The following is a 22,088-nucleotide window of genomic DNA, read 5'->3' as shown; positions in this document are numbered from 1 at the left end:
CCTGGCCGGCGAAGTTGCCGATGCCGGCGGAGAGGTTCTGGACGTTGGCGGCGTTGGACGGCCCGAACAGGCCCTTGGAGCGCTGCATCACCGTGGCGCCCTGGAGCGCGGTGTTGCCGATGCCCGCCGCGGTGTTGCCGACCGTGGCGGTCGAGCCGCCGGAGAACGGGCCCTTGGAGCGCTGCATCACCAGCGCGCTCTGACCGGCGAAGTTGCCGATGCCCGCCGCGGTGTTCGAGACGTTCGCCGTGTTCGGGCCGGCGAACAGGCCCTTGCCCCTCTGCATCACCGTCGCGCTCTGCTCGGCGACGTTGCCGATGCCGGCCGCCGTGTTCGAGACATTGGCGACGTTCTGCGCCATGGCGGGGGCCGACAGCAGGGCCAGGGTGGCGAAGCCGGCGAGGAGCGAGGTGCGGATCATGGGGTCGGTCTCCTGTCTGAGGGGGGCCGGCGCTCTGTCGCGTCCGGCGTGTTGTCGATGACAGGAGACTAGCGGGGGCGGACCGGGGCGGATGTGAGCCGGGCCACAAAGGGCGTTTGATTGTCTGGGGCGTGGGAAGGTGGCTGCGCTGGGCCCCCCTCCTAGCCTCCCCCACGTCGCGGGGGGAGGGTTTGGGTGGGGGCCCGATGCGAAGACCTATGACGCCTGCTGCGCCGCCGCCTTCCCCTCATCGACCACCGCGCCGCTGTCGGTGTCGATGATGCGGACGTCCTCGTACTCGTGGCTCTGGCGGAGTTCGTTGGCCTTCTTGATGGCGCCGTCCAGGGTGTCCCGTTTCAGGCTGATGACCCCCATCGTGCCGCCGGCCATGACGTGATAGCGCACGCTGTCCTCCCTGCTGATTTGGCCCTCAGCATACAGCAACCGCCGGCGCCACCAAGGCTTCCGAACGGAGGGGGCTGCGGCCTTACGCCGCCAGCCGGTTGGAGTCGCGGATCTCGCGCAGGAAGTCCTCGACGTGGTGCTCCAGCGCCTCCGACTGCCGGACCAGCTCGTCCGCCGCGTCGGCCACCGCCTGCGAGGCGCCCAGCGTGCCGTCGGCGGCGCGCGAGACGTCGGTGATGTGCAGGTTGATCTCGTCGGTGCCGTGCGCCGCCTGCGCCACGTTGCGGCTGATCTCGCCGATGGCGGCGTGCTGCTCCTGGATCGCCGCGGCGATGGAGGAGGAGGTCTCGTGCACCTCGCCCACGGTGCGGGCGATCTCGCGGATGGCGGCGACGGCCTGGTCGGTCTCCGCCTGCACCACGGCGATCTGCGACGCGATCTCATCCGTCGAGCGGGCGGTCTGCGTCGACAGGCCCTTCACCTCGTGCGCCACCACGGCGAAGCCCTTGCCCGCCTCGCCGGCGCGGGCGGCCTCGATGGTCGCGTTGAGCGCCAGCAGGTTGGTCTGGCCGGCGATGTCGCGGATCAGGTCGACCACCTGCCCGATCTTGCCGGCGGCCTCGGACAGGCCCTGCACCACGCCGTCGGTCCGCGCCGCCTGCTCCGACGCAAGCCGCGCGACGGAGGAGGAGCGCTCGACCTGCCGGCCGATCTCCTGGCTGGCGGCGTTCAGCTCCTCGGTCGCCGCCGCCACGGTCTGCACGTTGGCCGAGGCCTGATGGCTGGCCGCCGCCACGGCGCTGCTCTGGGCGCTGGTCTGCTGGGCGTTCGACGACATGGCGTTGGCCGAGCCCTGCAGGCGTTCGATCACCTTGCCGATGGTCAGGACCATGCCCTTGACGCGCTGCTCCATGCTGTCGGCCATGGCGAGCATGGCGCGCTTGCGCTCCTCGATGGCGCGGCGCTCGTGCTCCTCGTGCTCGGTGCGCATCCGCTCGATGCGGATGACGTTCTCGCGGAACACCTGGACGGTGCGGGCCATGTCGCCGATCTCGTCGGCGCGGTCCACGGCCGGCACCTCCAGGTCGGTGCGGCCCTCGGAGAGCGCCAGCATGGTGCCGCGCATGGCGGCGATCGGGGTGGCGATGGAGCGGCTCATCCACCAGGCGGCCCCCAGCACGGCGGCCAGCACGACGGCGAAGATCGAGGCCTGCTCGATCACCTTCTGGCGGAACACCGCGTCCACGTCGTCCACGTAGATGCCGGTGCCGACCACCCAGTCCCAGCCGGCGATGCGCTCGACGTAGGAGATCTTCGGCGACGGTGCCTCGCCCTTCGCCTTCGGCCAGGAATAGGGGAAGAAGCCGGCGCCGTCCCGCCGCGCCACGTCGATGAAGCCCTGGAAGATCGAGAAGCCGGTGGGGTCGCGCACGTCCAGGACGCTCTGCCCGACGCGCTCCTTCAGCCCGGCCGGGTGCATCAGCAGCACGCCGTTCAGGTCGTTGACCCAGAAGTAGTTGTTGCCCTCGTAGCGGAGCGTGCCGATCGCCTCCAGCGCCGCCTTCTTCGCCTCCTCGACCGGCATCGCGCCGGTGCGCGCCAGGTCCTGGTAGCGCAGCGCCAGGCTGGAGGCGGCGTCCACCAGGTCGCGCGTCTTCATCTGGCGGTCGTTCATCAGCTCGGCGCGCAGGCTGGTCAGCGCCACGGCGGCGATGACCACCATGCCCACCAGGGCGACCGACGCCATGGCCGTCAGACGGCCGCGGAGCTTCAACGAAAAGGCCATGATCACGCTCGTGCAACGGAAGGGTCATAGAACCGCCCCGGTCGAGGGGCGGCGCACCATAAACGATTCGAGTCGATTGCTTAACTGGACAATTTGCGGCCCAGGCATGTCCATGAACGGATTATGGGAATATGCAAAAAGGCTGATCTTTGCTCCGGCGCGGACCCACCCCCGCCCGGACCCGTTCCAGCAGGGTCGAAGCGGGGAGGGGGCACGATGATCAACGACCTCTGGTACAAGAACGCGGTGGTCTATTGCCTGAACCTCAGCACCTTCATGGACGCCGACGGCGACGGGGTGGGGGACTTCAAGGGGCTGATGCGCAGGCTCGACTACCTGCACGGGCTGGGGATCACGGCGATCTGGCTGATGCCGTTCCAGCCCTCGCCGGGGCGCGACCACGGCTACGACATCAGCGACTACTACAACGTCGATCCGCGCTACGGCACGCTGGGCGATTTCGTGGAGTTCACGCACGCCGCCAAGTCGCGCGGCATCCGGGTCATCATCGACCTGGTGGTCAACCACACCTCCGACCAGCACCCCTGGTTCCAGGAGGCGCGCCGCGACCCCAGGTCCCGCCATCGCGACTGGTACGTCTGGTCCGACAAGAAGCCGGCCAACGCCGAGACCGGCATGGTCTTCCCCGGCGTGCAGAAGACCACCTGGACCTACGACAAGCTCGCCAAGGCCTACTATTTCCACCGCTTCTACGAGTTCCAGCCCGACCTCAACACCGCGCACCCCGAGGTGCACGCGGAGATCCTGAAGATCATGGGTTTCTGGATCGAGCTGGGGGTGGCCGGATTCCGGATGGACGCGGTGCCCTTCATCATCTCCGAGAAGGGGCCGGAGGTGGACAAGCCGGTCGAGCACTTCGACATGCTGCGCTCGTTCCGCGAGTTCGTGCAGTGGCGCAAGGGCGACGCCGTGCTGCTGGCCGAGGCCAACATCCTGCCGCAGGACGACATGAAGTACTTCGGCGAGGACGGCGACCGCATGCACATGTGCTTCAACTTCCAGGTCAACCAGGCGCTGTTCTACGCGCTGGCCAGCGCCGACACCCGGCCGCTGGGCAAGGCGCTGAACGCCACCGAGCCGCGCCCGGCGACCGGCCAGTGGGGCCTGTTCCTGCGCAACCACGACGAGCTGGACCTCGGCCGCCTGACCGAGAAGCAGCGCCAGACGGTGTTCGCCGCCTTCGGCCCCGACCCGTCCATGCAGCTCTACGACCGCGGCATCCGCCGGCGCCTCGCGCCGATGCTGGACGGCGACCGGCGGCGGCTGGAGCTGGCCTACAGCCTGCTGTTCACGCTGCCGGGCACGCCGGTGCTGCGCTACGGCGACGAGATCGGCATGGGCGACGATCTGTCGCTGCCCGAGCGCGAGTGCGCCCGCACCCCCATGCAATGGTCCACCGAGCCGAACGGCGGCTTCACCAAGGCGAAGAAGCCCGAGGTGCCGGTGATCAGCGGCGGCCCCTATGGATTCGAGCGGATCAACGCCGCCATCCAGCGCCGCAACCCCGACGCGCTGCTGAACTGGATGGAGCGCATCATCCGCATGCGCAAGGAGTGCCCGGAGATCGGCTGGGGCGCCTTCACCGTCATCGACGCCGGCGACCCCGGCGTGCTGGCGCTGCGCTATGACTGGCGCAACAACGCCGTGCTGGCCGTGCACAACCTGAAGGACAAGCCCTGCGAGGTGACCTTCGACCCCGGCCCGACCGGCGCGTCGCCCCGCCTGATCAACCTGTTGAGCGAGGAGCACGCCGACGTCGGCGAGGACGGCCGCACCTGTCTGGTGCTGGAGGCCTACGGCTACCGCTGGTTCCGCGTGGGCGGGCTGGACTACATCCTGCGGCGCTCGGACCTGTGACACGGACGCATTTTGTCCGTGTTGCATTTTTCGGTTTGGTGTCTGAACAAGTTTGGTTACACTCTGAACAAACGCCGGAAACATTTCGCTGCTAGGTTTTGCGGCGGGGCAATATGGAGGGGGAACCATGCTCACCGACCGGACGTTCGGCGCCAGGATCCAGCAGGAATCGGGACGCGTGCTGTGCGCCTTGAGCGGCATGCTCACCTACAACAGCTATGGCACCTTCCGCCCGCTGTTCGAGGCGGTGAACGCGCACGGCGCGGGGGACGTGGTGCTGGACCTGCGGGAGCTGCACTTCCTCGACTCGAACGGCCTGGGCATGCTGCTGGTGCTGGGCGAGCGCATCGCCGCCACCGGCCGCCGCATGCGCCTCGTCAACATCCCGCCCAAGGTGGACAAGGTGCTGGCGCGCACCCGCACGCACGAGATGCTGGGGGCGGCGTAGCTGTTGCGGACCGCGGTTAGGCTGACCTAGGCAATCCCGGGCGCGGAACACAAGGAAGCGCCAACAGGCACCATCGTGCCGGTGGACCCGCGCATTCGTGAGGTCCGCGGCAGTTTCCCGCCGCCAGCGGACCGGCGCAAGAACCTCCGTCTGCGTGTGACCTCCCTGTCGCCTGGAACGGGATCGGCTGACACTGCGGCCGGCACGGCGTATGTATCTCCCCCCTCCAGCACGGGAGAGAGCGATGAGGAAGAGACCGCAAAGAGCGCGGCGGGCGGGTAAGGGGCGATCGTCTCGACCGGCCGTGGTGGCGTCTGAAACCAAGGCACTCCCGCCGGCGAAGCGCCCGGCCCGCAGAACATCACGGGATCTGTCCACGACCGACACGGGTCAGTTCCTCAGCCCTGAGCAGCAGTATCTCCTGCGGGTGCGACGCGAGGCGGAGCGCCGCCAAGCCAGGAGGCAGCGGGCCTACGTAGGGGGCGCCCTGGTGGCGACCGTCGGTGTGGCGACCGTCATCGCGTGGCTGGCGAACTGGATCTGACGGTCGCCGGGCTCCAGGCAACGGCGGCGCCGGCCCGTGGTGCGATGAAAGCGCCCGGTTTCGTCTCACACAGTTGGAGGGAAGCGGGCAAAGCCACCACCTCGGCAGCTGCCGTTGCAAAACCTGCAGCCTTTCACGGAAGCGAACGCGCTCGGACTTCCGCGAATATTGTGGCCCGACACGCTACCGCCGCCCGAACAGCTTCTCGATGTCCGCCAGCTTCAGCTCCACGTAGGTGGGCCGGCCGTGGTTGCACTGGCCGGAGTGGGGGGTGGCCTCCATCTGGCGCAGCAGGGCGTTCATCTCCTCGACGTTCAGCGGCCGGCCGGCGCGCACCGAGCCGTGACAGGCCATGGTGGCGCACACCTCCTCCAGCTTCTCCTTGAGCGACAGCGCGTCGCCCAGCTCCGACAGCTCCTCGGCGAGGTCGCGGACCAGCCCCTTGACGTCGGCCTGGCCGAGCAGCGCCGGTACCTCGCGCACCATCAGGCAGCCGGGGCCGAACGGCTCCAGCACCAGGCCCAGCTGCGCCAACTCCTCGGCGCGCGCCGCGAGGCGGTTGGCGGAGGGCTCGTCCAGTTCCACCACCTCGGGGATCAGCAGGCCCTGGCGCTTCACGCCGCCGGCGATCATGGCGTCCTTCATGCTCTCGTAGACGAGGCGCTCGTGCGCCGCGTGCTGGTCGACGATGACGATGCCCTGGCTGGTCTGCGCGACGATGTAGGTGTTGTGCACCTGGGCGCGCGCCGCGCCCAGCGGGTGCTCGTCGAGCGGCGGGGCGGCGGGTCTGGGCGGGGCGTACTCCGGCGCGCGCGCCGCCGGTGTCGCTTCGAGGCCCGACAGCGGCGCCTGGAACGCCGCCGCACGGTCGGCCAGCCCGCGCGGCGGCGGGGCCGGCGGCGTGTAGGAGTCGCGCCAGCGCGCCGCCCCGCCCCCCCACGGCCCGCTCGACGCCGGCTGCGGCGCGCGGTAGGGCAGGGGCGCGGTTCCCTCCGGCCGCAACGCGCCCAGCGTGGCGAGGCCGACGGTGGTGGAGGCGCGGTGCCCGGCCTCGGCCAGGGCGTGCTTGAGCGAGCCGACGATCAGACCGCGCACCAGCCCCTGGTCGCGGAAGCGCACCTCGGCCTTGGCGGGGTGGACGTTCACGTCCACCTCCTGCGGGTCGATCTCCAGGAACAGCGCCAGCATCGGGTGACGGTCGCGCGGCAGGAAATCGGCGTAGGCGCCGCGCACCGCGCCGACCATCAGCTTGTCGCGCACCGGCCGGCCGTTGACGAACAGGTGCTGGTGGCGCGCGGTGGGCCGGTGCAGCGTCGGCAGGCCGATCCAGCCGGTCAGCCGCACGCCCTCGCGCTCCGCCTCGACCGGCACGGCGTTCTCCTGGAAGTCGCGGCCCATCAGCGCGCCCAGCCGGGTCAGCCGGGCGTCCAGCAGCTCTCCCTGCGCGGCGCTGAGGCGCAGCATGGAGCGCGCGTCGTCGGCCAGCGTGAAGGCGACCTTCGGGTGCGCCATGGCCAGGCGCTCGATGCAGTCGGAGATGTGCTCCAGCTCGGTGCGCGCCGCCTTGAGGAACTTCAGGCGCGCCGGCACCGCGGCGAACAGGTCGCGCACCTCGACCCGCGTGCCGCCGGCCAGCGCCGCCGGCTGCGGCTTGCCCTTGGCCCCGGCGTCCACCAGCAGCGCCCAGGCGGAGTCGGCGCCCTTCGGCCGGCTGGTCAGAGTCAGCCGGCTGACCGCGCCGATGGAGGGCAGCGCCTCGCCGCGGAAGCCCAGCGAGCGGATGTCGAGCAGGTCGTCCGACGGCAGCTTGGAGGTGGCATGCCGCTCGACCGCGAGTTCCAGCTCGTCCGGCGCCATGCCGCAGCCGTCGTCGGTGATGGAGATCAGCGACTTGCCGCCGTCGCGCACCACCACGTCGATGCGGGTGGCCCCGGCGTCGATGGCGTTCTCCACCAGCTCCTTGACGGCGGCGGCGGGGCGCTCGACCACCTCGCCGGCGGCGATGCGGTTGACGAGCGTGTCGGGCAATAGGCGGATCGGCATGGACCAAATATAGGGGGTCGCCTGCGTTGCCGCCACCAGCCTGTGTCGGTTGGAGAGCGGCGACGCAAAACCGCCGGTGCCGCGCCGCGACCGATTCTGTCACGCGCGCATACTTAAATATGTTTCCGTGGACTAATCGCCGGTAGTAAAAAAGTCATTGGCAAGGATCGGTGCGCTTGTAGAATAAATCGGTATGTCGAAGATTTGTCGCGGGTGGGCCATGGCGGTCCGATCTTTTTCCACCAGGATCAGCGTGGCCTACGCCGTGGCGGGGGCGGCGTGGATCCTGGCGGGCAGCGGGGCGGCCGATCAGTTGTTCGGGGCCGACATCGCCGCGCTGTGGTGGTTCGAGATCGCCAAGGGGCTGGTCTTCGTCGGGATGACGGCGCTGGCGCTCAAGCTGCTGCTGCGGCGCGAGCTGCGGCGGCGCAGCGCGACCGAGGAGGCGCACGCCCGGACGGCGGAGCGGCTGGAGGTGCTGCTGCAGGAGACGGTCGGCGCGCTGTCGCACACGCTCAGCCAGCGCGATCCCTACACCGCCGGGCACCAGGAGCGCGTCGCCGCATTGTCCGTCGCCATCGCGCAGCGCATGGGCCTGGACCGGGAGCGGGTGGATTCGATCCGCATCGGGGCGCTGCTGCACGATATCGGCAAGATCGCGATCCCGGCCGAGCTGCTGTCGAAGCCCGGCCGCCTGACCGTGGACGAGTTCGCGCTGGTCAAGGGGCACGTCGCCAGCGGCCAGGCCATCGTCGGCAAGATCGCCTTTCCCCCGGCGGTGCACGCCGTCGTCGGGCAGCACCACGAGCGGCTGGACGGTTCCGGCTACCCCGCGGCGCTTGCGGGCGACGCCATCGCGCTGGAGGCGCGCATCGTCGCGGTGGCCGACGTGGTCGAGGCGATGACCTCGCACCGTCCGTACCGCGCCGGCCTGGGCGTGCAGGCGGCGGTGGAGGAGATCCGCGCCCAGCGCGGCGGCAAGCTGGACGCGGCGGTGGTGGACGCCTGCCTCGCCGTGGTCGAGGACGGGCTGGAGCGGGTCTGGCCGATGCCGTCGCGTCAGAGCGTGGCGCCGGCCAGCATGGCGGCGGTGTAGGCCTACCGGTTCCGCTGGTACCAGGCGATCAGCCCGGCCGTCGAGCTGTCGTGGCCCGGCGCCGGGGCGGCGGCGCAGGGCGCCGTCAGCTCGGGAAGGATCTTGCTGGCCAGCTGCTTGCCCAGTTCGACGCCCCACTGGTCGAAGCTGTTGATGCCCCACACCACGCCCTGCACGAACACCTTGTGCTCGTACAGCGCCACCAGGGCGCCCAGCGTGTGCGGGCTCAGCTTCTTGAACAGGATCGTATTGCTGGGCTTGTTGCCGGCGAAGACGCGGTGCGGCAGCAGGTCCTCGATCTCCGCGTCCGGCACGCCCTTCTTGCGCATCTCGTCGCGCACCTCGTCGGGCGTCTTGCCGCGCATCAGCGCCTCGGGCTGGGCGAAGACGTTGGACAGCAGGATGCGGTGGTGGTCGCCGACCGGGTTGTGCGTCACCGTCGGGGCCAGGAAGTCGCAGGGGACCAGCTCGGTGCCCTGGTGGATCAGCTGGTAGAAGGCGTGCTGGCCGTTGGTCCCGGGCTCGCCGAACACCACCGGGCCGGTGGCGCAGTCCACCGGGTTGCCCCGGCGGTCCACCGACTTGCCGTTCGACTCCATGTCGAGCTGCTGCAGGTAGGCCGGGAAGCGGTGCAGATACTGGTCGTAGGGCAGCACGGCGTGCGACCGGGCGTCCCAGAAGTCGATGTACCAGACGCCGAGCATCGCCATCAGCACCGGCATGTTCCGCTCCAGCGGCGCGGTGCGGAAGTGCTCGTCCATGGCGTGGGCGCCGTCCAGCAGCTCCTCGAACGCCTCCATGCCGACGCCGAGCGCGATCGGCAGGCCGATGGCCGACCACAGCGAGTAGCGGCCGCCGACCCAGTCCCAGAAGCCGAACATGTTCTCCGGGTCGATGCCGAACTTGCGCACCTCCGCCTCGTTGGTGGAGACGGCGACGAAGTGCCGGGCGACGTGCGCCTCGTCCTCGGCGGTTTCCAGGAACCAGCGCCGTGCGGTGTGGGCGTTGGTCAGCGTCTCCTGGGTGGTGAAGGTCTTCGACGCGATGACGAACAGCGTCGATTCCGGGTCCAGCCACTCCAGCGTCTCCATGATGTGGGTGCCGTCCACGTTGGAGACGAAGTGCACGCCGATGTTCGGGTGCAGGTAGGGGGTCAGCGCCTCGGTCACCATGACGGGCCCGAGGTCGGAGCCGCCGATGCCGATGTTGACGATGTCGGTGATCGGCTGGCCGGTGTAGCCGGCCCACGCCCCGTTGCGCACCGCCTCGACGAAGCGGCCCATGCGCGCCAGCACGCCGTTCACCTCCGGCATGACGTCCTTGCCGTCCACCAGCACCGGCCGGTTGGAGCGGTTGCGCAGCGCGGTGTGCAGCACCGCACGGTTCTCGGTCGTGTTGATCTTCTCGCCGGCGAACATGCGGTCGCGCCAGCCCTCGACGTCCTGCTGGCGGGCGAGGTCGAGCAGCAGCCGGACCGTCTCGTCGGTGATGCGGTTCTTCGAATGGTCGAACAGCAGCCCCGCGGCCTCCAGCGAGAAGCGGGAGAAGCGGCCGGGATCATTGGCGAACAGGTCGCGCATGTGGACGCCGGCCATGGCCGCGCGATGCGCCGACAGCGCCGCCCAGGCGGCGGATTGGGTGAGTGCGGACATCGACGGTCTTCTCCTCCTCAAGGATCCCTGGGACGGTAGCACCGGGGACCGAGCGCGGGGTATGGGTCAAAACGCGCGGGGTGGGGTGCTTTCCGTGGATCGGCCTCGTCTCTGTTCCGTCATCCCCGCGAAGGCGGGGATCCATAACGCCCAAGGCGAGAGGCTGTGGAACGCATGGATCCCCGCCTTCGCGGGGATGACGGTCAGTAAAGCTGGCTGCGGGAAGGTCAGCTCCCGCCTTCCAGCGTCTTCGTTGCGGTCACCCCTTCCGGCCGGCCGACCAGCACGGTCAGCAGCTTGGCGGGGTCGAGCAGCCGCTTGGCGACGCGCTGCACGTCGTCCTTCGTCACGCCGTTGATCAGCGCGTCGCGCTTGTCCAGGTAGTCGATGCCCAGGTTGTCGCGCTTCACCTGCAGCAGGATCCGCGCGATGGCCGAGGTCGAGCTGAACTGCAGCGGGAACGAGCCGGTCAGGTAGGTCTTGGCGTCCTGGATCTCCTGGTCCGTGGCGCCGCCGTCGGCCATGCGCTTCCACTCGGCGCGGATGATCTCCAGCGTCTCGGCGGCCTTGGCGTTGACGGTGGAGCCGCTGGCCAGGATCAGCGCGCCGTGGTCGAGCGGGATCAGGTAGCTGTAGACGCCGTAGGACAGGCCGCGCTTCTCGCGCACCTCCTCCATCAGGCGCGACGTGAAGCCGCCGCCGCCGAGGATGTAGTTCATCACGCTCGCCGCGTACCAGTCCGGGTCGTCGCGCTGCACGCCCTGCTGGCCGAGCAGGATCAGCGTCTGCGCCGTCGGGCGGGGCGCCACCAGCGTCTCGCCGGTCCCCTTGGCGACGGCGTCGGGCAGGCGGGCGCTCTGGCTCTTGGCCGGCAGGCCGCCGAACACGCGGTCGAGCGCCTTGCCCAGCTCCTCCGGCGTGATGGCGCCGGAGGCGGCGACCACCAGCCGGTCGCGGCCCAGCTCGCTCGCCATGAAGGCGCGCAGGTCGTCGATGGCGACCTTGGGCAGGCTCTCCAGCGAGCCGCGCACCTCGCCGCCGTAGGGATGGCCGGGGTAGGCGGCGGCGTAGAAGGCCCGGCGCGCCACGTAGTTCGGGTCGGCGAGGTCGCGCCGCAGGCTGGACAGGATCGAGGTGCGCACGCGCTCCACCGCCTCGGCGTCGAAGCGCGGCTCGGCGAGCGAGAGCCGCGCCAGCTCGAACGCCTCGTCGCGGTTGTCCTTCAGCGTGCGCAAGCTTCCGGTGAAGCCGTCGCGCCCGGCGTCGAAGCCCAGGCTGACCGCGAGGTCCTGCATGCGGCCCTGGAAGGCCTGCGCGTCGTAGGGGCCGGCGCCCTCGTCGAGGGTGGAGGCGACGAGGTTGGCGCGCCCCTCCTTGCCGGCCGGGTCGGTGCCGCCGACGCCCTCGAACGCCCATTCCAGCGCGACGACGGGGATCTTGTGGTCCTCGACCAGCCACGCCTCGATGCCGCCGGGGCTGACCACCCGCTTCACCTCGATGGCGTGCGCCGGGATGGCGACGAACAGCACCAGCAGTGCCGCGACGATGGAGCGCATGCGTCAGCTCCCCTTGTGGTTGGCCGGCAGCAGCAGGCCGGTCACGTGGTTGTTCTTGCCCAGCACGGCGCGGGCGGCGGCGTTGACCTGCTCGGCCGTCACCGCGTCGATGCGCACCGGCCAGCTCTCGACGTCGTCGATGCTCTGCCCGGTTGCGAGCGCCTGGCCCAGCGCGTTGGCCGGGCCGGACAGGCTGTCGCGGGCGTAGGCGGCCTCGGTCAGCATGCGCTTCCGGGCGGTGGCGACCTCCTCGGGCGTGACGCCGTCCTTCAGCAGCTTGGTGCGCTCGGCATCCAGCGCCGCCTCCAGCTTGTCCATGTCCACCCCGGGCGCCGGGGTGGCGCCCATGGACAGCGTGGTGTCGTCCCACGACGACGCGCCGTAGCCCAGCCACGCCGAGGTGGCCAGCTTCTGCTCCACCACCAGCGAACGGTACAGCCGCCCGGTGGCGCCGCCGCTCATGATCTCGGCCAGCACCTGCAGGGCGTAGGCGTTCCCGTCCTTGTCGGTGCGATAGGACGGCGCGTGCCACAGCCGGCGGATCGAGGGCTGCCGCACCTCGGCGTCGCGCAGGATGACGCGGCGCTCGGCGCCGATCGGCGGCTCGCTGACGCGTTTGCGCTCGGGCACCGGCTTGGCCGCGACCGTGCCGTAGTACTTCTCGGCCAGCGGCTTCAGCTCCTCGGCCGAGACGTCGCCGGAGACGACCAGGATGGCGTTGTTGGGCGCGTACCAGCGCTTGTAGAACGCCTCGGCCTCCTCGCGGGTCATCGCCGCCATTTCCTGCGGCCAGCCGATGATCGGCGTGCCGTAGGGGTGGTGGACGAAGAGGGTGGCGTTGATCTGCTCGCCGATCTTGTCGGCCGGCTCGTTCTCGACGCGCTGGCGGCGCTCCTCCATCACCACGTCGCGCTCGGGGTAGACGACGGCGTCGGTGAGCTTGAGGTTGGCCATGCGGTCCGCCTCCATCCGCATCACCAGCTCCAGCCGGTCGCGGGCGACGCTCTGGAAGTAGGCGGTGTAGTCCCAGGAGGTGAAGGCGTTGTCCTTGCCGCCGTTCTTGGCGACGATGCGCGAGAAGGCGCCGGGCGGCAGCTCGTCCGTTCCCTTGAACATCAGGTGCTCGAGGAAGTGGGCGAGGCCGGAATGGCCGCGCTCCTCGTCGGCGGCGCCGACCTTGTACCAGACCATGTGGGTGACGACCGGCACGCGGCGGTTGGTGATCACCACCACCTGCATGCCGTTCGACAGCGTGAACGTCTCGGGGAAGAAGACGCCTTTCTCGGCGGCCTGTACCTGAGGCGCGGCGGTCAGCAGGACGAGCGCCGTCAGCAGGGCGCGGGTGGTGCGCAACATCGACCGTCTCCGGAATCGAAAAGGGGCGCCCGGATGGGCGCCCCTAAATACTGGGATCTTAGGATGCTCAGAACAATCCTTCGAGCGGCGCCTTGCGCTTGCGCTCGATCGTGGGCACGACGCCGTCGTTGACCGGCTTGCCCTGGGCCTGCGCCTCGCGCAGGCGCTGGCTCTCCTTCTTCGGATCGACGATCTCGTAGGGCTGCTCCTGCTTCTGCCAGAACAGCAGGCGGTCGATCCAGCGCTTGTCGGCGACGATCAGCGCGGAGGTCTCCTCATCGACCCGGTTGCGGATGCCCGGGTCGGCCGGGCCCGCCTTGGTCAGCAGCGCCGCTTCGCCCTGCGAGGCCGGCGCCTTGTTGGCCGCCTTGGCCGGAGCGCCGGAGCGGGACGCGCCGCCGAACACGCTGGAGGCGGCGAGCTGCGTCGGCGTCGCCTCCTGCGGGCGCATGGCGCCGGGGCGCGGCGGGGTGAGGCGCATGTCGGGCGGCAGGGTCAGCGGGGCGCGCGACACGACGGCGAACTCATCCGGCGCGTTGCGGTCCAGGCCGATGGCCCGGCGCGCGTCGGAACAGCCGGAGAGAGCCAGGGCGAGCAGCGCCAGCCCGAGGATCGGGGTCGCGGCGCGGCGCGGGGAAGCGGTGATGGTGCTGCTGTGCACGGCTGTCAGTCCCGTCGTGTGTCATAGGCGGCCGGGTCGCGGAGCGGCCGGCGCGCATGTTTCTACTACGCCTTGTCGTGCCCTGCCAACAATCCGTCGAGGATGAGCAGCATCACGCCCACACTTATCCCCGTGTCGGCGACGTTGAACGCCCAGAAGTGAAAGCCGAAGGCGTGGAAATCGAGGAAGTCGGCCACCGCGCCGAAGCGCAGCCGGTCGATGACGTTGCCGATGGCGCCGCCGACGATCAGCCCGATGGCGAGCGCCACCAGCGCCCGCTCCGCCCCGCGCAGCCAGGCGAGCAGCACCGCGACGATGACCAGCGCCACGCCGGACAGCACGTAGGGCATGACCGCCGCCTCGTGCGAGAACATGCCGAAGCTGACGCCCTGGTTCCACGCCATCACGAGGTTGAAGAAGGGCGTCACCTCGACGACGCGCGGCGGGCGCATGACGTGTTCGAGGATCCACCATTTGCTGATCTGGTCGAGCACGACGACGAGCACCGCGACGGCGATCCCGAAGCCGAAACGCGACGGACGCTGCGGTGCGACGAAGGCTTGCATGCGGGTCCTCTTGGGAAGTGTCCGAGATGGGCCCCCACCCAACCCTCCCCCGCTGCGCGGGGGGAGGGCCTGTTCCTCCCCCCGCGAAGTGGGGGGAGGTTAGGAGGGGGGCCCGATGCAGAGACCTAGAACGCCGCATCCACGGCTTCGGCACAGCGCAGGCAGAGCGTCGGGTGGTCCTTGGCGGTTCCAACCTCCGGCAGCACCTTCCAGCAGCGCTCGCACTTGCCGCCGGCGGCCAGCCCCGGCGCCACGCCGATGCCGGGCACGTCGGCCAGCGTGAACGCCCCCTCCGGCGCCGCGCCCTCGGCGACGGTGATCGCCGAGGTGATGCAGACGTCCTGGAAGTCCAGCCCGGCCAGCAGCGCCCTGGTGTCGGCGTCCACGTACACCGTCGGGCTCGCCTGCAGTGACGAACCGATCGCCTTGTTGGCGCGCTCCAACTCCAGGGCGCCGGTCACCACGCGGCGGACGTCGCGGATCCTCGCCCACTTCTCCGCCAGCGCCTCGTCGCGCCAGGACGCCGGCACGGTGGGGAAGACGCGCAGGTGCACGCTCTCCTCGGTCCAGCCGGTGCCGGACTTCAGGCCGTCCGGACGGGCCTGCCACGCCTCCTCGGCGGTGAAGCAGATGGCGGGCGCCAGCCACGCGGTGAGGCAGGAGAACAGCTGCTCCATCACGGTGCGCACCGAGCGGCGGCGCACCGACGCGGGTGCATCGCAGTACAGGCTGTCCTTGCGGACGTCGAAGTAGAAGGCCGACAGGTCCACGGCGCAGAAGTTGTGCACCGCCGTGTACAGGCCGTGGAAGTCGTACGCCTCGATGCGGTCGCGCACCAGGGCGTCCATCTCCGACAGGCGGTGCAGCACCCAGCGCTCCAGTTCCGGCATCTCGGCCTTTTCGATGCGCTCCTCCGGCTTGAAGTCTGCCAGGGCGCCCAGCAGGTAGCGCAGCGTGTTGCGCAGGCGGCGGTAGAGGTCGGCCTGGTACTTGATGATCTCCGGACCGATGCGCTGGTCCTCGGTGTAGTCGGTGCCGACCACCCACAGGCGGAGGATGTCGGCGCCGTACTTCTCGCAGACCTCCTGCGGGGCCACCACGTTGCCCAGCGACTTGGACATCTTGCGGCCCTGCTCGTCCATGGTGAAGCCGTGCGTCAGCACGGCGTCGTAGGGTGCACGGCCGTTGGTGCCGCAGGACTCCAGCAGCGAGGAATGGAACCAGCCGCGGTGCTGGTCCGAGCCTTCCAGGTACAGCGACGCCGGCCAGCCCAGCTCGGGGCGCTGGCGCAGCACGAAGGCGTGCGTCGAGCCGGACTCGAACCACACGTCGACGATGTCCTTGATCTGCTCGAAATCCTCGGCCTTGTAGCTGTTGCCCAGGAAGTCCTGCGGGTCGCGGGCGAACCAGGCGTCGGAGCCCTCCTGCTCGAAGATGTCGGCGATGCGGGCGAACACCGCCTCGTCGCGCAGGATCGAACCGTCGGACTTCTTGACGAACAGCGCGATCGGCACGCCCCAGGCGCGCTGGCGGCTGATGCACCAGTCCGGCCGGCTCTCGATCATCGAGCGGATGCGGTTCTCGCCCTGCGGCGGCACCCAGCGGGTGTCGCTGATCGCCTGCAGCGCGACCTGACGCAGCCCGTTCGTCTCCATGGAGATGAACCACTGCGGCGTGGTGCGGAAGATCAGCGGCGCCTTGGAGCGCCAGGAGTGCGGGTAGCTGTGCTTGATCCGGTCGCGTCCCAAAAGGCCGCCGGCCTCCTGGATCGCCTTCAGCACGGCGTTGTTGGCCTCGCCGGGCTTGCCCTCGGCGGTGTAGACGCGCAGGCCGGCGAACAGCGGCACGTGGTCGTAGTAGCGGCCGTCCTCGCCCACCGTCTGCGGCACCTCGATGCCGTGCGCCTGGCCGAGGTAGAAGTCGTCCTCGCCGTGCGTGGGGGCGATGTGGACGAAGCCGGTGCCGGCGTCGGTGGTGACGAAGTCGCCGGGCAGCAGCGGCACCTTGAAGTCGTAGCCCTGGCCGTTCAGCGGGTGGCGGCAGATGGTGCCGGCGATGCGCGAGCCCGGGAAGCGGTGCAGCAGCTGGTACTCGGTGACCTTGGCGTCCTTGAACACCTGCTCGGCCAGCGCGGTGGCGAGGACCAGCCGCTCGCCGACCTGGGCGAGGCTGCCCTCGGCCACGCCGGCGACCTTGTAGGTGCCGTACTCGATCTCCTCGCCGAACGCGATGGCGCGGTTGGCCGGCAGCGTCCAGGGCGTGGTGGTCCAGATCACCACGGTGGCGTGATCGACCTCCGGCGCGCCGGCGCCCTCCACCTTGAAGCGCACGAAGCAGGTGGTGGAGGTGTGGTCGTGGTACTCGATCTCGGCGTCGGCCAGCGCGGTCTTCTCGACCACCGACCACATGACCGGCTTGGCGCCCTTGTAGAGGCCGCCGTTCATGGCGAACTTGTGGATCTCGCGGACGATCTGCGCCTCGGCCGGCAGCGTCATGGTCAGGTAGGGGCGCTTCCAGTCGCCCTCGACGCCCAGGCGCTTGAACTCGTCGGTCTGGACGTTGACCCAGTGCTGCGCGAACTCGCGGCACTCCGCGCGGAACTGGATGATCGGAACCTCGTCCTTGTCCTTGCCGGCGCCGCGGTACTTCTCCTCGATCTTCCACTCGATCGGCAGGCCGTGGCAGTCCCAGCCGGGGACGTAGTTCGCGTCGAAGCCCAGCATCTGGCGCGAGCGGTTGATCACGTCCTTGAGGATCTTGTTCAGCGCGTGGCCGATGTGGATGTTGCCGTTCGCGTACGGCGGGCCGTCGTGCAGGATGAACTTCGGCCGGTCCTTGGAGGTCTCGCGCAGCTTGGCGAACAGGTCCATCTCCGCCCAGCGCGCCAGCAGCTCGGGCTCCTTGGTGGGCAGGCCGCCGCGCATGGGGAAGTCGGTGCGGGGCAGGAAGACGGTGGACTTGTAGTCGCGGGTCATGTGGGGTCGGTCCCTGGGCAACGGTTCCGGGGCGCCACGGTCCGGGCCCCCGGTCGGCAACGCAAAACGTCCCGGCCCTCCTCAGAGGACCGGGTTGATAATTCGCAGGTCGAGCCCGGGGCGCAAACGCGTCATGGGCCCGGATATTAGCCGTGCGTGGGGTTCGGTCAAGGCGGCGCTCAGTCCATCGTCGCCTTGCCGCCGTGGGCGGCCGACCAGTCGACCGGGGCGTGCAGGAACTTCTCCACCTCGTCCAGCGTCCTGACGTCGAAGTAGTTGTTGTCGCGCGCCACCTTCAGCACGTCCCACCAGGTGCACAAGGAGTGCAGGCGCACGCCGATGCCGTCCATGATCTCCTTCGACTGCGGGAAGATGCCGTAATAGAAGATCACGAAGGTGTCGGTGCACTCGCAGCCGGCATCGCGCAGCGCGTTGACGAAGTTGACCTTGCTCTTGCCGTCGGTGGCGAGGTCCTCGACCAGCAGGACGCGCTGGCCATCCTCCACCACGCCTTCGATCTGGGCGTTGCGGCCGAAGCCCTTCGGCTTCTTGCGGATGTACTGCATGGGCAGGCCCATGCGCTCGGCGATCCAGGCGGCGAAGGGGATGCCCGCGGTCTCGCCGCCGGCGATGGCGTCGATGCCCTCGTAGCCGCATTCGCGCAGGATGGTGGCGACGCCGAAGTCCATCAGCGCCGCGCGGGCGCGCGGGAAGGAGATGATGCGCCGGCAGTCGGTGTACACCGGGCTCGCCCAGCCGGAGGTGAAGATGAACGGCGTCTCGGCGTTGAAGTGCAGCGCCTTGATCTCAAGCAGCAGCTTGGCGGCGGTGGACGCGATGACCTCGCGGTCGGGAAGGGCGGCGAGCGACTGCATGGCGATGCACTCCGGCGGCTGGCTTGCGGGCGGAAGCCCTGTGTAAACAGCCGCGCGGGGATTCGCAACCGGCGAGGGGCGGGGATCAGCCCAGCCCGTGGCGGCTGGCCGGCCAGAAGTCGTCGTCGAGGATCTGCTCCAGCGTGTACGGGCACTCGGCGGGGAGGGTGGCGGGGTCGAATCCGTCGAACAGTTCCATCGCCTTGGCCGCACTCCTGCGGCCATACTTCCATGCGTTGGGCAAAAGCCCGGGCAGCATCCGTCTCAGGGAGCCGCTGTTCTCTGCGGCCCTTTGCGCACGTCCACGATGCTCAACCACACTGAGCATCCAGTTGCGCCGGGGGTCAGAGGCCGGGGAGTGCTCCAGCTTGAGCAAATGTTCGATCACCCGGCTGAGATCACTGGCCAGGGCATTGACGTCGCTGTTTCCCAAGCTTTCGACCTCCTCCGCCAAGTGCTCCAGGTCCAGCTCGGTGTTGACGCGCGCCTCCGCCATGCGGCGCAGCGTGGCGGCCTGCTCCTGGGTCCAGGCGTAGAAGTCGGTGTCGTAGAGTCGGGCGTCGGGCATGGCGTCCTCTCGGTCCTCCGAGAGAGTAGGGCGAAATGCCTCAGATTTCCACCGGCCGGGCCAGCGCCGCGCGGGCGGCCTCGGCGTCGCGGATGATCTGCGCCTTCAGCTCGTCGAAGCTGGCGAACTTCCGTTCCGGGCGGATGTGGTCGATCAGCTGGACGCGCAGGTGCTGGCCGTAGAGGTCGCCGTCGAAGTCGAACAGGTGCGCCTCCAGCCGCTCCACCGTGCCGCCGACGGTCGGGCGCAGGCCGAGGTTGGCGACGCCGTCGATCCACTCCGTCCCGGCGCCGCGGTCCACCCCGGCGCGCACGGCGTAGACGCCGAAGGCCGGGCGCAGGTAGTCGCCCAGCTCGATGTTGGCGGTGGGGAAGCCGATGGTGCGGCCGCGCTTCTCGCCGTGCTCGACGCGGCCCTCGATCTCCCAGAGGTGGCCGAGGATGTGCGCGGCGCCACGCGTGTCGCCGGCCAGCAGCGCGTCGCGCACGCGGGTTGAGGAATAGACGCCGCCGCGCGGGTCGGTCACCGGCCCCACCGCGGTGACGCCGAATCCGTGCCGGGCGCCGTACCGCTTCAGCAGGTCGGCGTCGCCGGCCCGCTTGTGGCCGAACAGGAAGTCGCTGCCGCACACTGCGTGCCGGATGGCGAGGCCGTGGACGAGGTTCTCCTCGATGAAGGCGACCGCGCTCTTGTGCAGGAAGCCCTCGTCGAAATGGCAGACCACCGCGAGGTCGAGGCCCAGCGCTTCCAGCTGGCGGGTCTTGACGCGGAAGGGCGACAGGCGGAAGGGCGGCTCGTCCGGGCGGAACAGGCTGCGCGGGTGCGGCTCGAAGGTCAGCACGCCGGCCGGGACGCCGAGGTCGCGCGCGATGCGCTGCGCGGTGCCGATCACCTCTTGGTGGCCGCGGTGCACGCCGTCGAAGTTGCCGAGCGCCAGAACGGCGCCGCGCGCGTCTTCGGGCAGGTCGTCGGTGTGTCGGAACAGTCGCAAGGAGGATGCCTCTCGCCGGGTGCCGGGGGTGCCGCCGGCTGGCGAGTATATAGAACAGCGCCGGCGCGGGGTAAACGCGCCGGCGCTGCCGGATCGATCAAGGCGCGATGGCGGGCGCGGATCAGCCGCGCGACGGGACCATCAGCATGGCCTCGCCCTCGAGGACGACGGTGTCGCCGACGCTGCAGACGGTGCGCATGATGACGCGGCGCTTTTCCGGGATGATCTCGGTGACGGTGGCGCGGGCGGTGACAGTGTCGCCCGAGCGGACCGGCGCCTTGAACTTCAGCGTCTGCGACATGTAGATGCAGCCCGGACCCGGCAGCTTGGTGCCCAGCACCGCCGAGATGAAGCCGGCCGACAGCATGCCGTGCGCGATGCGGCCCTGGAACATGGTGCCGCTGGCGTATTCCTGGTTCAGGTGCACCGGGTTGGTGTCGCCCGAGATGCCGGCAAACAGGACGATGTCCGCGTCCGTGATGGTCTTGGCGTAGGCGGCCGTCATGCCGACGGACAGGTCCTCCACATAGTGACCGTCCAGTTCCTTGGAGATCTGACGAACGTCGTCCATACGCGTGGTCCTTCTCGTTCCGATGCTGTGCGTTTGCGGCGCAGCGGGAAAATGATGCGGTGCGATATGTGCGCCGCGGAACCATGATGACAATACACTCCACGGAAAAAAACGGTAAATTTTTGCGGAGCGCCACGAAAGGGCGACGTCTGTCATCTTTTTCTCATCGCACCTGCAAAACGGCCGAAAACCGAATCGGATCCCATCCGGGAGCGGGTATCTGTTCCTCCGGGGCAGGGGAAAGGTCTCCTGCCCTGCGGTTGTACGCCGCCGGACAATCGGCGACTCGGACGATGACGTTCGGCAGGGTTGACCTCTGCCGTTCCGGCACGATGGTCAGACGGACGATCCGCGTCACCAAGGATGTCCGCGATGCCGCACCGCTTCGCCCTGGTCACCGGCGCCTCGTCGGGCATCGGCGCCGCCTTCGCCCGCGCGCTGCCGGCCGAGACGAACCTGCTGCTGACCGCGCGCAACGCCGAGGCGCTGACCCGCGCGCAGCAGGCGCTGTCCCGTCCCGGCCGCACGGTGGAGGTGCTGGCCGCCGACCTCACCACCGACGATGGCCGCACCGCCCTGATCGCCAAGGCGGAGACGCTGGGCATCGACCTGCTGATCAACAACGCCGGCGTCGGCGCCTTCGGCGCGGTGATCGCCAACGCGCCGGAGGACGAGCGCGCCACCGTCGAGCTGAACGTCACGGCGGTGACGGTGCTGACCCGCGCGCTGCTGCCCGGCATGATCGACCGGGCCGCGGCGGCGAACCGCCGGGCCGGGCTGCTGCTGGTGTCCAGCACCACGGCGTTCCAGCCGGTGCCGTACCTCGCCACCTACAGCGCCAGCAAGGCGTTCCTGCTGTCCTATGGCGAGGCGCTGGCGACCGAGCTGCGCGGCAAGCCGGTGGACCTTCTGGTGCTGTGCCCCGGCGCCACGCGCACCGATTTCGGCCGGGGCACGGGGTTCCGGGTCGCCCGGCTGCCGGGCGCCGACGATCCCGACCGCGTGGCGCGCGCCGGGCTGGACGCGCTGGGCCGGCGCACCGTGCACGTCATGGGCATGGCCAAGCGCACCGCGCTCGCGCCGTTCCTGTGGTCGCGCCACACCGCGGCGGGCGGCCTGGGCGCCGTGCTGGCGGTGTTCGACCGCGGCGGCCGCTTCGGCCGGCGGACGGATGCCTGAACGGATAACAAAACCTTCATTGGGATTCCCGGCGGGATGGAGGCTAAACCGTCGCCCGCGGCTCAGGCAGGGCAGGGATCGACGGGCATGAACGGGTTCGCGCTGGCACCCCGGCGATGGGGTCTGTACGTCACCGTGCGGCGCGCGCTGAGCGAGGCCGAGCGCGACGAGTTCGCCGACCTTTTCCAGCGCGCCTGCTGGTTCCTGCGCGGGCGCGGCGCGGGGTGGAGCATCGTCGCCGACCTCAGCGGCGTGCCGCTGTCGCCGGACCTGCACGAGCGGCTGGCCGACCCCATGCACCTCGCCCGGCAGCACGACGCCGGCCGCGTCGCGGCGCTGGTGCGCGGCGGCGGGGACGCGGCGGTGGTGGCCGACGCGCTGCGCGCCGCCGGGCTGGCGGAGCGGGCCCGCGTCCTGGTGGCGCCCCGGCCCGGACCGGAGCCGCTGCGCCGCGCGCGCGACTGGGCGCTGAAGGGGACCGAGCCGGCCCGCATCGACCGTGCCGCGTGACTTGTTC

General features: G+C 70.0%; 18 protein-coding genes and 1 pseudogene. 5 read left to right on the top strand and 14 right to left on the bottom strand.

Features of this window, described 5'->3' with window-relative positions; all coding sequences use genetic code 11:
* The 3 genes and pseudogenes from ACRWK7_RS07420 to ACRWK7_RS07410 form a co-directional block, all read right to left on the bottom strand.
* Positions 1–421, bottom strand: a pseudogene (locus ACRWK7_RS07420) (hypothetical protein); the annotation flags it as partial.
* A 216-nt stretch (positions 422–637) separates the two neighbouring features.
* The gene (locus tag ACRWK7_RS07415; RefSeq protein WP_431855560.1) at positions 638–826 is read right to left on the bottom strand and encodes a hypothetical protein; all 189 of its coding nucleotides are present in this window, start codon (positions 824–826) and stop codon (positions 638–640) included.
* Between the two features lie 82 nt (positions 827–908).
* The gene (locus ACRWK7_RS07410) at positions 909–2,612 is read right to left on the bottom strand and encodes a methyl-accepting chemotaxis protein (protein ID WP_431855559.1); all 1,704 of its coding nucleotides are present in this window, start codon (positions 2,610–2,612) and stop codon (positions 909–911) included.
* 216 nt (positions 2,613–2,828) lie between these two features.
* Between ACRWK7_RS07410 and ACRWK7_RS07405 the strand changes: the two genes are divergently transcribed.
* Together ACRWK7_RS07405 and ACRWK7_RS07400 are read left to right on the top strand one after the other, a co-directional pair.
* Positions 2,829–4,490, top strand: a complete 1,662-nt coding sequence (locus tag ACRWK7_RS07405) for an alpha-amylase family protein (protein WP_431855557.1) — start codon at positions 2,829–2,831, stop codon at positions 4,488–4,490.
* 127 nt (positions 4,491–4,617) lie between these two features.
* Positions 4,618–4,938 (top strand): STAS domain-containing protein, encoded by a 321-nt coding sequence (locus tag ACRWK7_RS07400; protein WP_431855556.1) that lies wholly within the window; start codon positions 4,618–4,620, stop codon positions 4,936–4,938.
* Positions 4,939–5,665: 727 nt separating this feature from the next.
* Here ACRWK7_RS07400 and mutL read toward each other — a convergent pair.
* Complete coding sequence (gene mutL / locus ACRWK7_RS07395; RefSeq protein WP_431855555.1) at positions 5,666–7,525, bottom strand: DNA mismatch repair endonuclease MutL; 1,860 nt, start codon at positions 7,523–7,525, stop codon at positions 5,666–5,668.
* A gap of 220 nt (positions 7,526–7,745) precedes the next feature.
* Here mutL and ACRWK7_RS07390 point away from each other — a divergent pair, with 220 nt between their 5' ends.
* A complete protein-coding gene (locus tag ACRWK7_RS07390; protein ID WP_431855554.1) occupies positions 7,746–8,621 on the top strand; it encodes an HD-GYP domain-containing protein in 876 nt (291 codons plus the stop codon).
* A 2-nt stretch (positions 8,622–8,623) separates the two neighbouring features.
* Here ACRWK7_RS07390 and pgi read toward each other — a convergent pair whose 3' ends face one another.
* From pgi to ACRWK7_RS07340, 10 genes are all read right to left on the bottom strand, one after another.
* Complete coding sequence (gene pgi, locus ACRWK7_RS07385) at positions 8,624–10,273, bottom strand: glucose-6-phosphate isomerase (protein ID WP_431855553.1); 1,650 nt, start codon at positions 10,271–10,273, stop codon at positions 8,624–8,626.
* 227 nt (positions 10,274–10,500) lie between these two features.
* The gene (locus ACRWK7_RS07380) at positions 10,501–11,829 is read right to left on the bottom strand and encodes a M16 family metallopeptidase (RefSeq protein WP_431855552.1); all 1,329 of its coding nucleotides are present in this window, start codon (positions 11,827–11,829) and stop codon (positions 10,501–10,503) included.
* A gap of 3 nt (positions 11,830–11,832) precedes the next feature.
* Entirely contained in the window at positions 11,833–13,185 is a 1,353-nt protein-coding gene (locus ACRWK7_RS07375; RefSeq protein WP_431855550.1) for a M16 family metallopeptidase, read from the bottom strand.
* Positions 13,186–13,252: 67 nt separating this feature from the next.
* Positions 13,253–13,846, bottom strand: coding sequence for a DUF3035 domain-containing protein (locus ACRWK7_RS07370; protein ID WP_431855549.1), 594 nt, complete (start codon positions 13,844–13,846; stop codon positions 13,253–13,255).
* A 65-nt stretch (positions 13,847–13,911) separates the two neighbouring features.
* Positions 13,912–14,412: a signal peptidase II gene (gene lspA, locus ACRWK7_RS07365; protein ID WP_431855548.1), complete on the bottom strand. Its 501-nt coding sequence runs from the start codon at positions 14,410–14,412 to the stop codon at positions 13,912–13,914.
* 125 nt (positions 14,413–14,537) lie between these two features.
* Positions 14,538–17,387 (bottom strand): isoleucine--tRNA ligase, encoded by a 2,850-nt coding sequence (ileS, locus tag ACRWK7_RS07360; RefSeq protein WP_431855547.1) that lies wholly within the window; start codon positions 17,385–17,387, stop codon positions 14,538–14,540.
* Between the two features lie 179 nt (positions 17,388–17,566).
* Positions 17,567–18,262, bottom strand: a complete 696-nt coding sequence (locus tag ACRWK7_RS07355; protein ID WP_431855546.1) for an orotate phosphoribosyltransferase — start codon at positions 18,260–18,262, stop codon at positions 17,567–17,569.
* 85 nt (positions 18,263–18,347) lie between these two features.
* The gene (locus ACRWK7_RS07350) at positions 18,348–18,830 is read right to left on the bottom strand and encodes a DUF29 domain-containing protein (RefSeq protein ID WP_431855545.1); all 483 of its coding nucleotides are present in this window, start codon (positions 18,828–18,830) and stop codon (positions 18,348–18,350) included.
* Between the two features lie 40 nt (positions 18,831–18,870).
* The gene (locus ACRWK7_RS07345) at positions 18,871–19,821 is read right to left on the bottom strand and encodes a bifunctional riboflavin kinase/FAD synthetase (RefSeq protein ID WP_431855544.1); all 951 of its coding nucleotides are present in this window, start codon (positions 19,819–19,821) and stop codon (positions 18,871–18,873) included.
* Between the two features lie 121 nt (positions 19,822–19,942).
* Positions 19,943–20,392, bottom strand: a complete 450-nt coding sequence (locus ACRWK7_RS07340; RefSeq protein ID WP_431855543.1) for a MaoC family dehydratase — start codon at positions 20,390–20,392, stop codon at positions 19,943–19,945.
* A 372-nt stretch (positions 20,393–20,764) separates the two neighbouring features.
* On the opposite strand from ACRWK7_RS07340, the gene ACRWK7_RS07335 reads away from it, so the two are divergent.
* On the top strand, positions 20,765–21,571 hold the full coding sequence (locus ACRWK7_RS07335) for an SDR family NAD(P)-dependent oxidoreductase (RefSeq protein WP_431855542.1): 807 nt from the start codon (positions 20,765–20,767) through the stop codon (positions 21,569–21,571).
* An 87-nt stretch (positions 21,572–21,658) separates the two neighbouring features.
* Positions 21,659–22,081: a hypothetical protein gene (locus tag ACRWK7_RS07330; RefSeq protein WP_431855541.1), complete on the top strand. Its 423-nt coding sequence runs from the start codon at positions 21,659–21,661 to the stop codon at positions 22,079–22,081.
* The last annotated feature ends 7 nt before the right edge of the window (positions 22,082–22,088 follow it).

Source organism: Azospirillum sp. (assembly GCF_050789165.1).
The sequence above is the reverse complement of the archived record's forward strand: the minus strand, read 5'-3'. Positions and strand labels throughout refer to the sequence as shown.

Coding starts and splice junctions, on each gene's coding strand:
- ACRWK7_RS07405 (WP_431855557.1), top strand. CDS start 2,829: ATGATCAACGACCTCTGGTACAAGAACGCGGTGGTCTATTGCCTGAAC.
- ACRWK7_RS07350 (WP_431855545.1), bottom strand. CDS start 18,830: ATGCCCGACGCCCGACTCTACGACACCGACTTCTACGCCTGGACCCAG.
- ACRWK7_RS07400 (WP_431855556.1), top strand. CDS start 4,618: ATGCTCACCGACCGGACGTTCGGCGCCAGGATCCAGCAGGAATCGGGA.
- ACRWK7_RS07410 (WP_431855559.1), bottom strand. CDS start 2,612: ATGGCCTTTTCGTTGAAGCTCCGCGGCCGTCTGACGGCCATGGCGTCG.
- ACRWK7_RS07335 (WP_431855542.1), top strand. CDS start 20,765: ATGCCGCACCGCTTCGCCCTGGTCACCGGCGCCTCGTCGGGCATCGGC.
- ileS (WP_431855547.1), bottom strand. CDS start 17,387: ATGACCCGCGACTACAAGTCCACCGTCTTCCTGCCCCGCACCGACTTC.
- mutL (WP_431855555.1), bottom strand. CDS start 7,525: ATGCCGATCCGCCTATTGCCCGACACGCTCGTCAACCGCATCGCCGCC.
- ACRWK7_RS07330 (WP_431855541.1), top strand. CDS start 21,659: ATGAACGGGTTCGCGCTGGCACCCCGGCGATGGGGTCTGTACGTCACC.
- ACRWK7_RS07340 (WP_431855543.1), bottom strand. CDS start 20,392: ATGGACGACGTTCGTCAGATCTCCAAGGAACTGGACGGTCACTATGTG.
- ACRWK7_RS07380 (WP_431855552.1), bottom strand. CDS start 11,829: ATGCGCTCCATCGTCGCGGCACTGCTGGTGCTGTTCGTCGCCATCCCG.
- ACRWK7_RS07375 (WP_431855550.1), bottom strand. CDS start 13,185: ATGTTGCGCACCACCCGCGCCCTGCTGACGGCGCTCGTCCTGCTGACC.
- pgi (WP_431855553.1), bottom strand. CDS start 10,273: ATGTCCGCACTCACCCAATCCGCCGCCTGGGCGGCGCTGTCGGCGCAT.
- ACRWK7_RS07355 (WP_431855546.1), bottom strand. CDS start 18,262: ATGCAGTCGCTCGCCGCCCTTCCCGACCGCGAGGTCATCGCGTCCACC.
- ACRWK7_RS07390 (WP_431855554.1), top strand. CDS start 7,746: ATGGCGGTCCGATCTTTTTCCACCAGGATCAGCGTGGCCTACGCCGTG.
- lspA (WP_431855548.1), bottom strand. CDS start 14,412: ATGCAAGCCTTCGTCGCACCGCAGCGTCCGTCGCGTTTCGGCTTCGGG.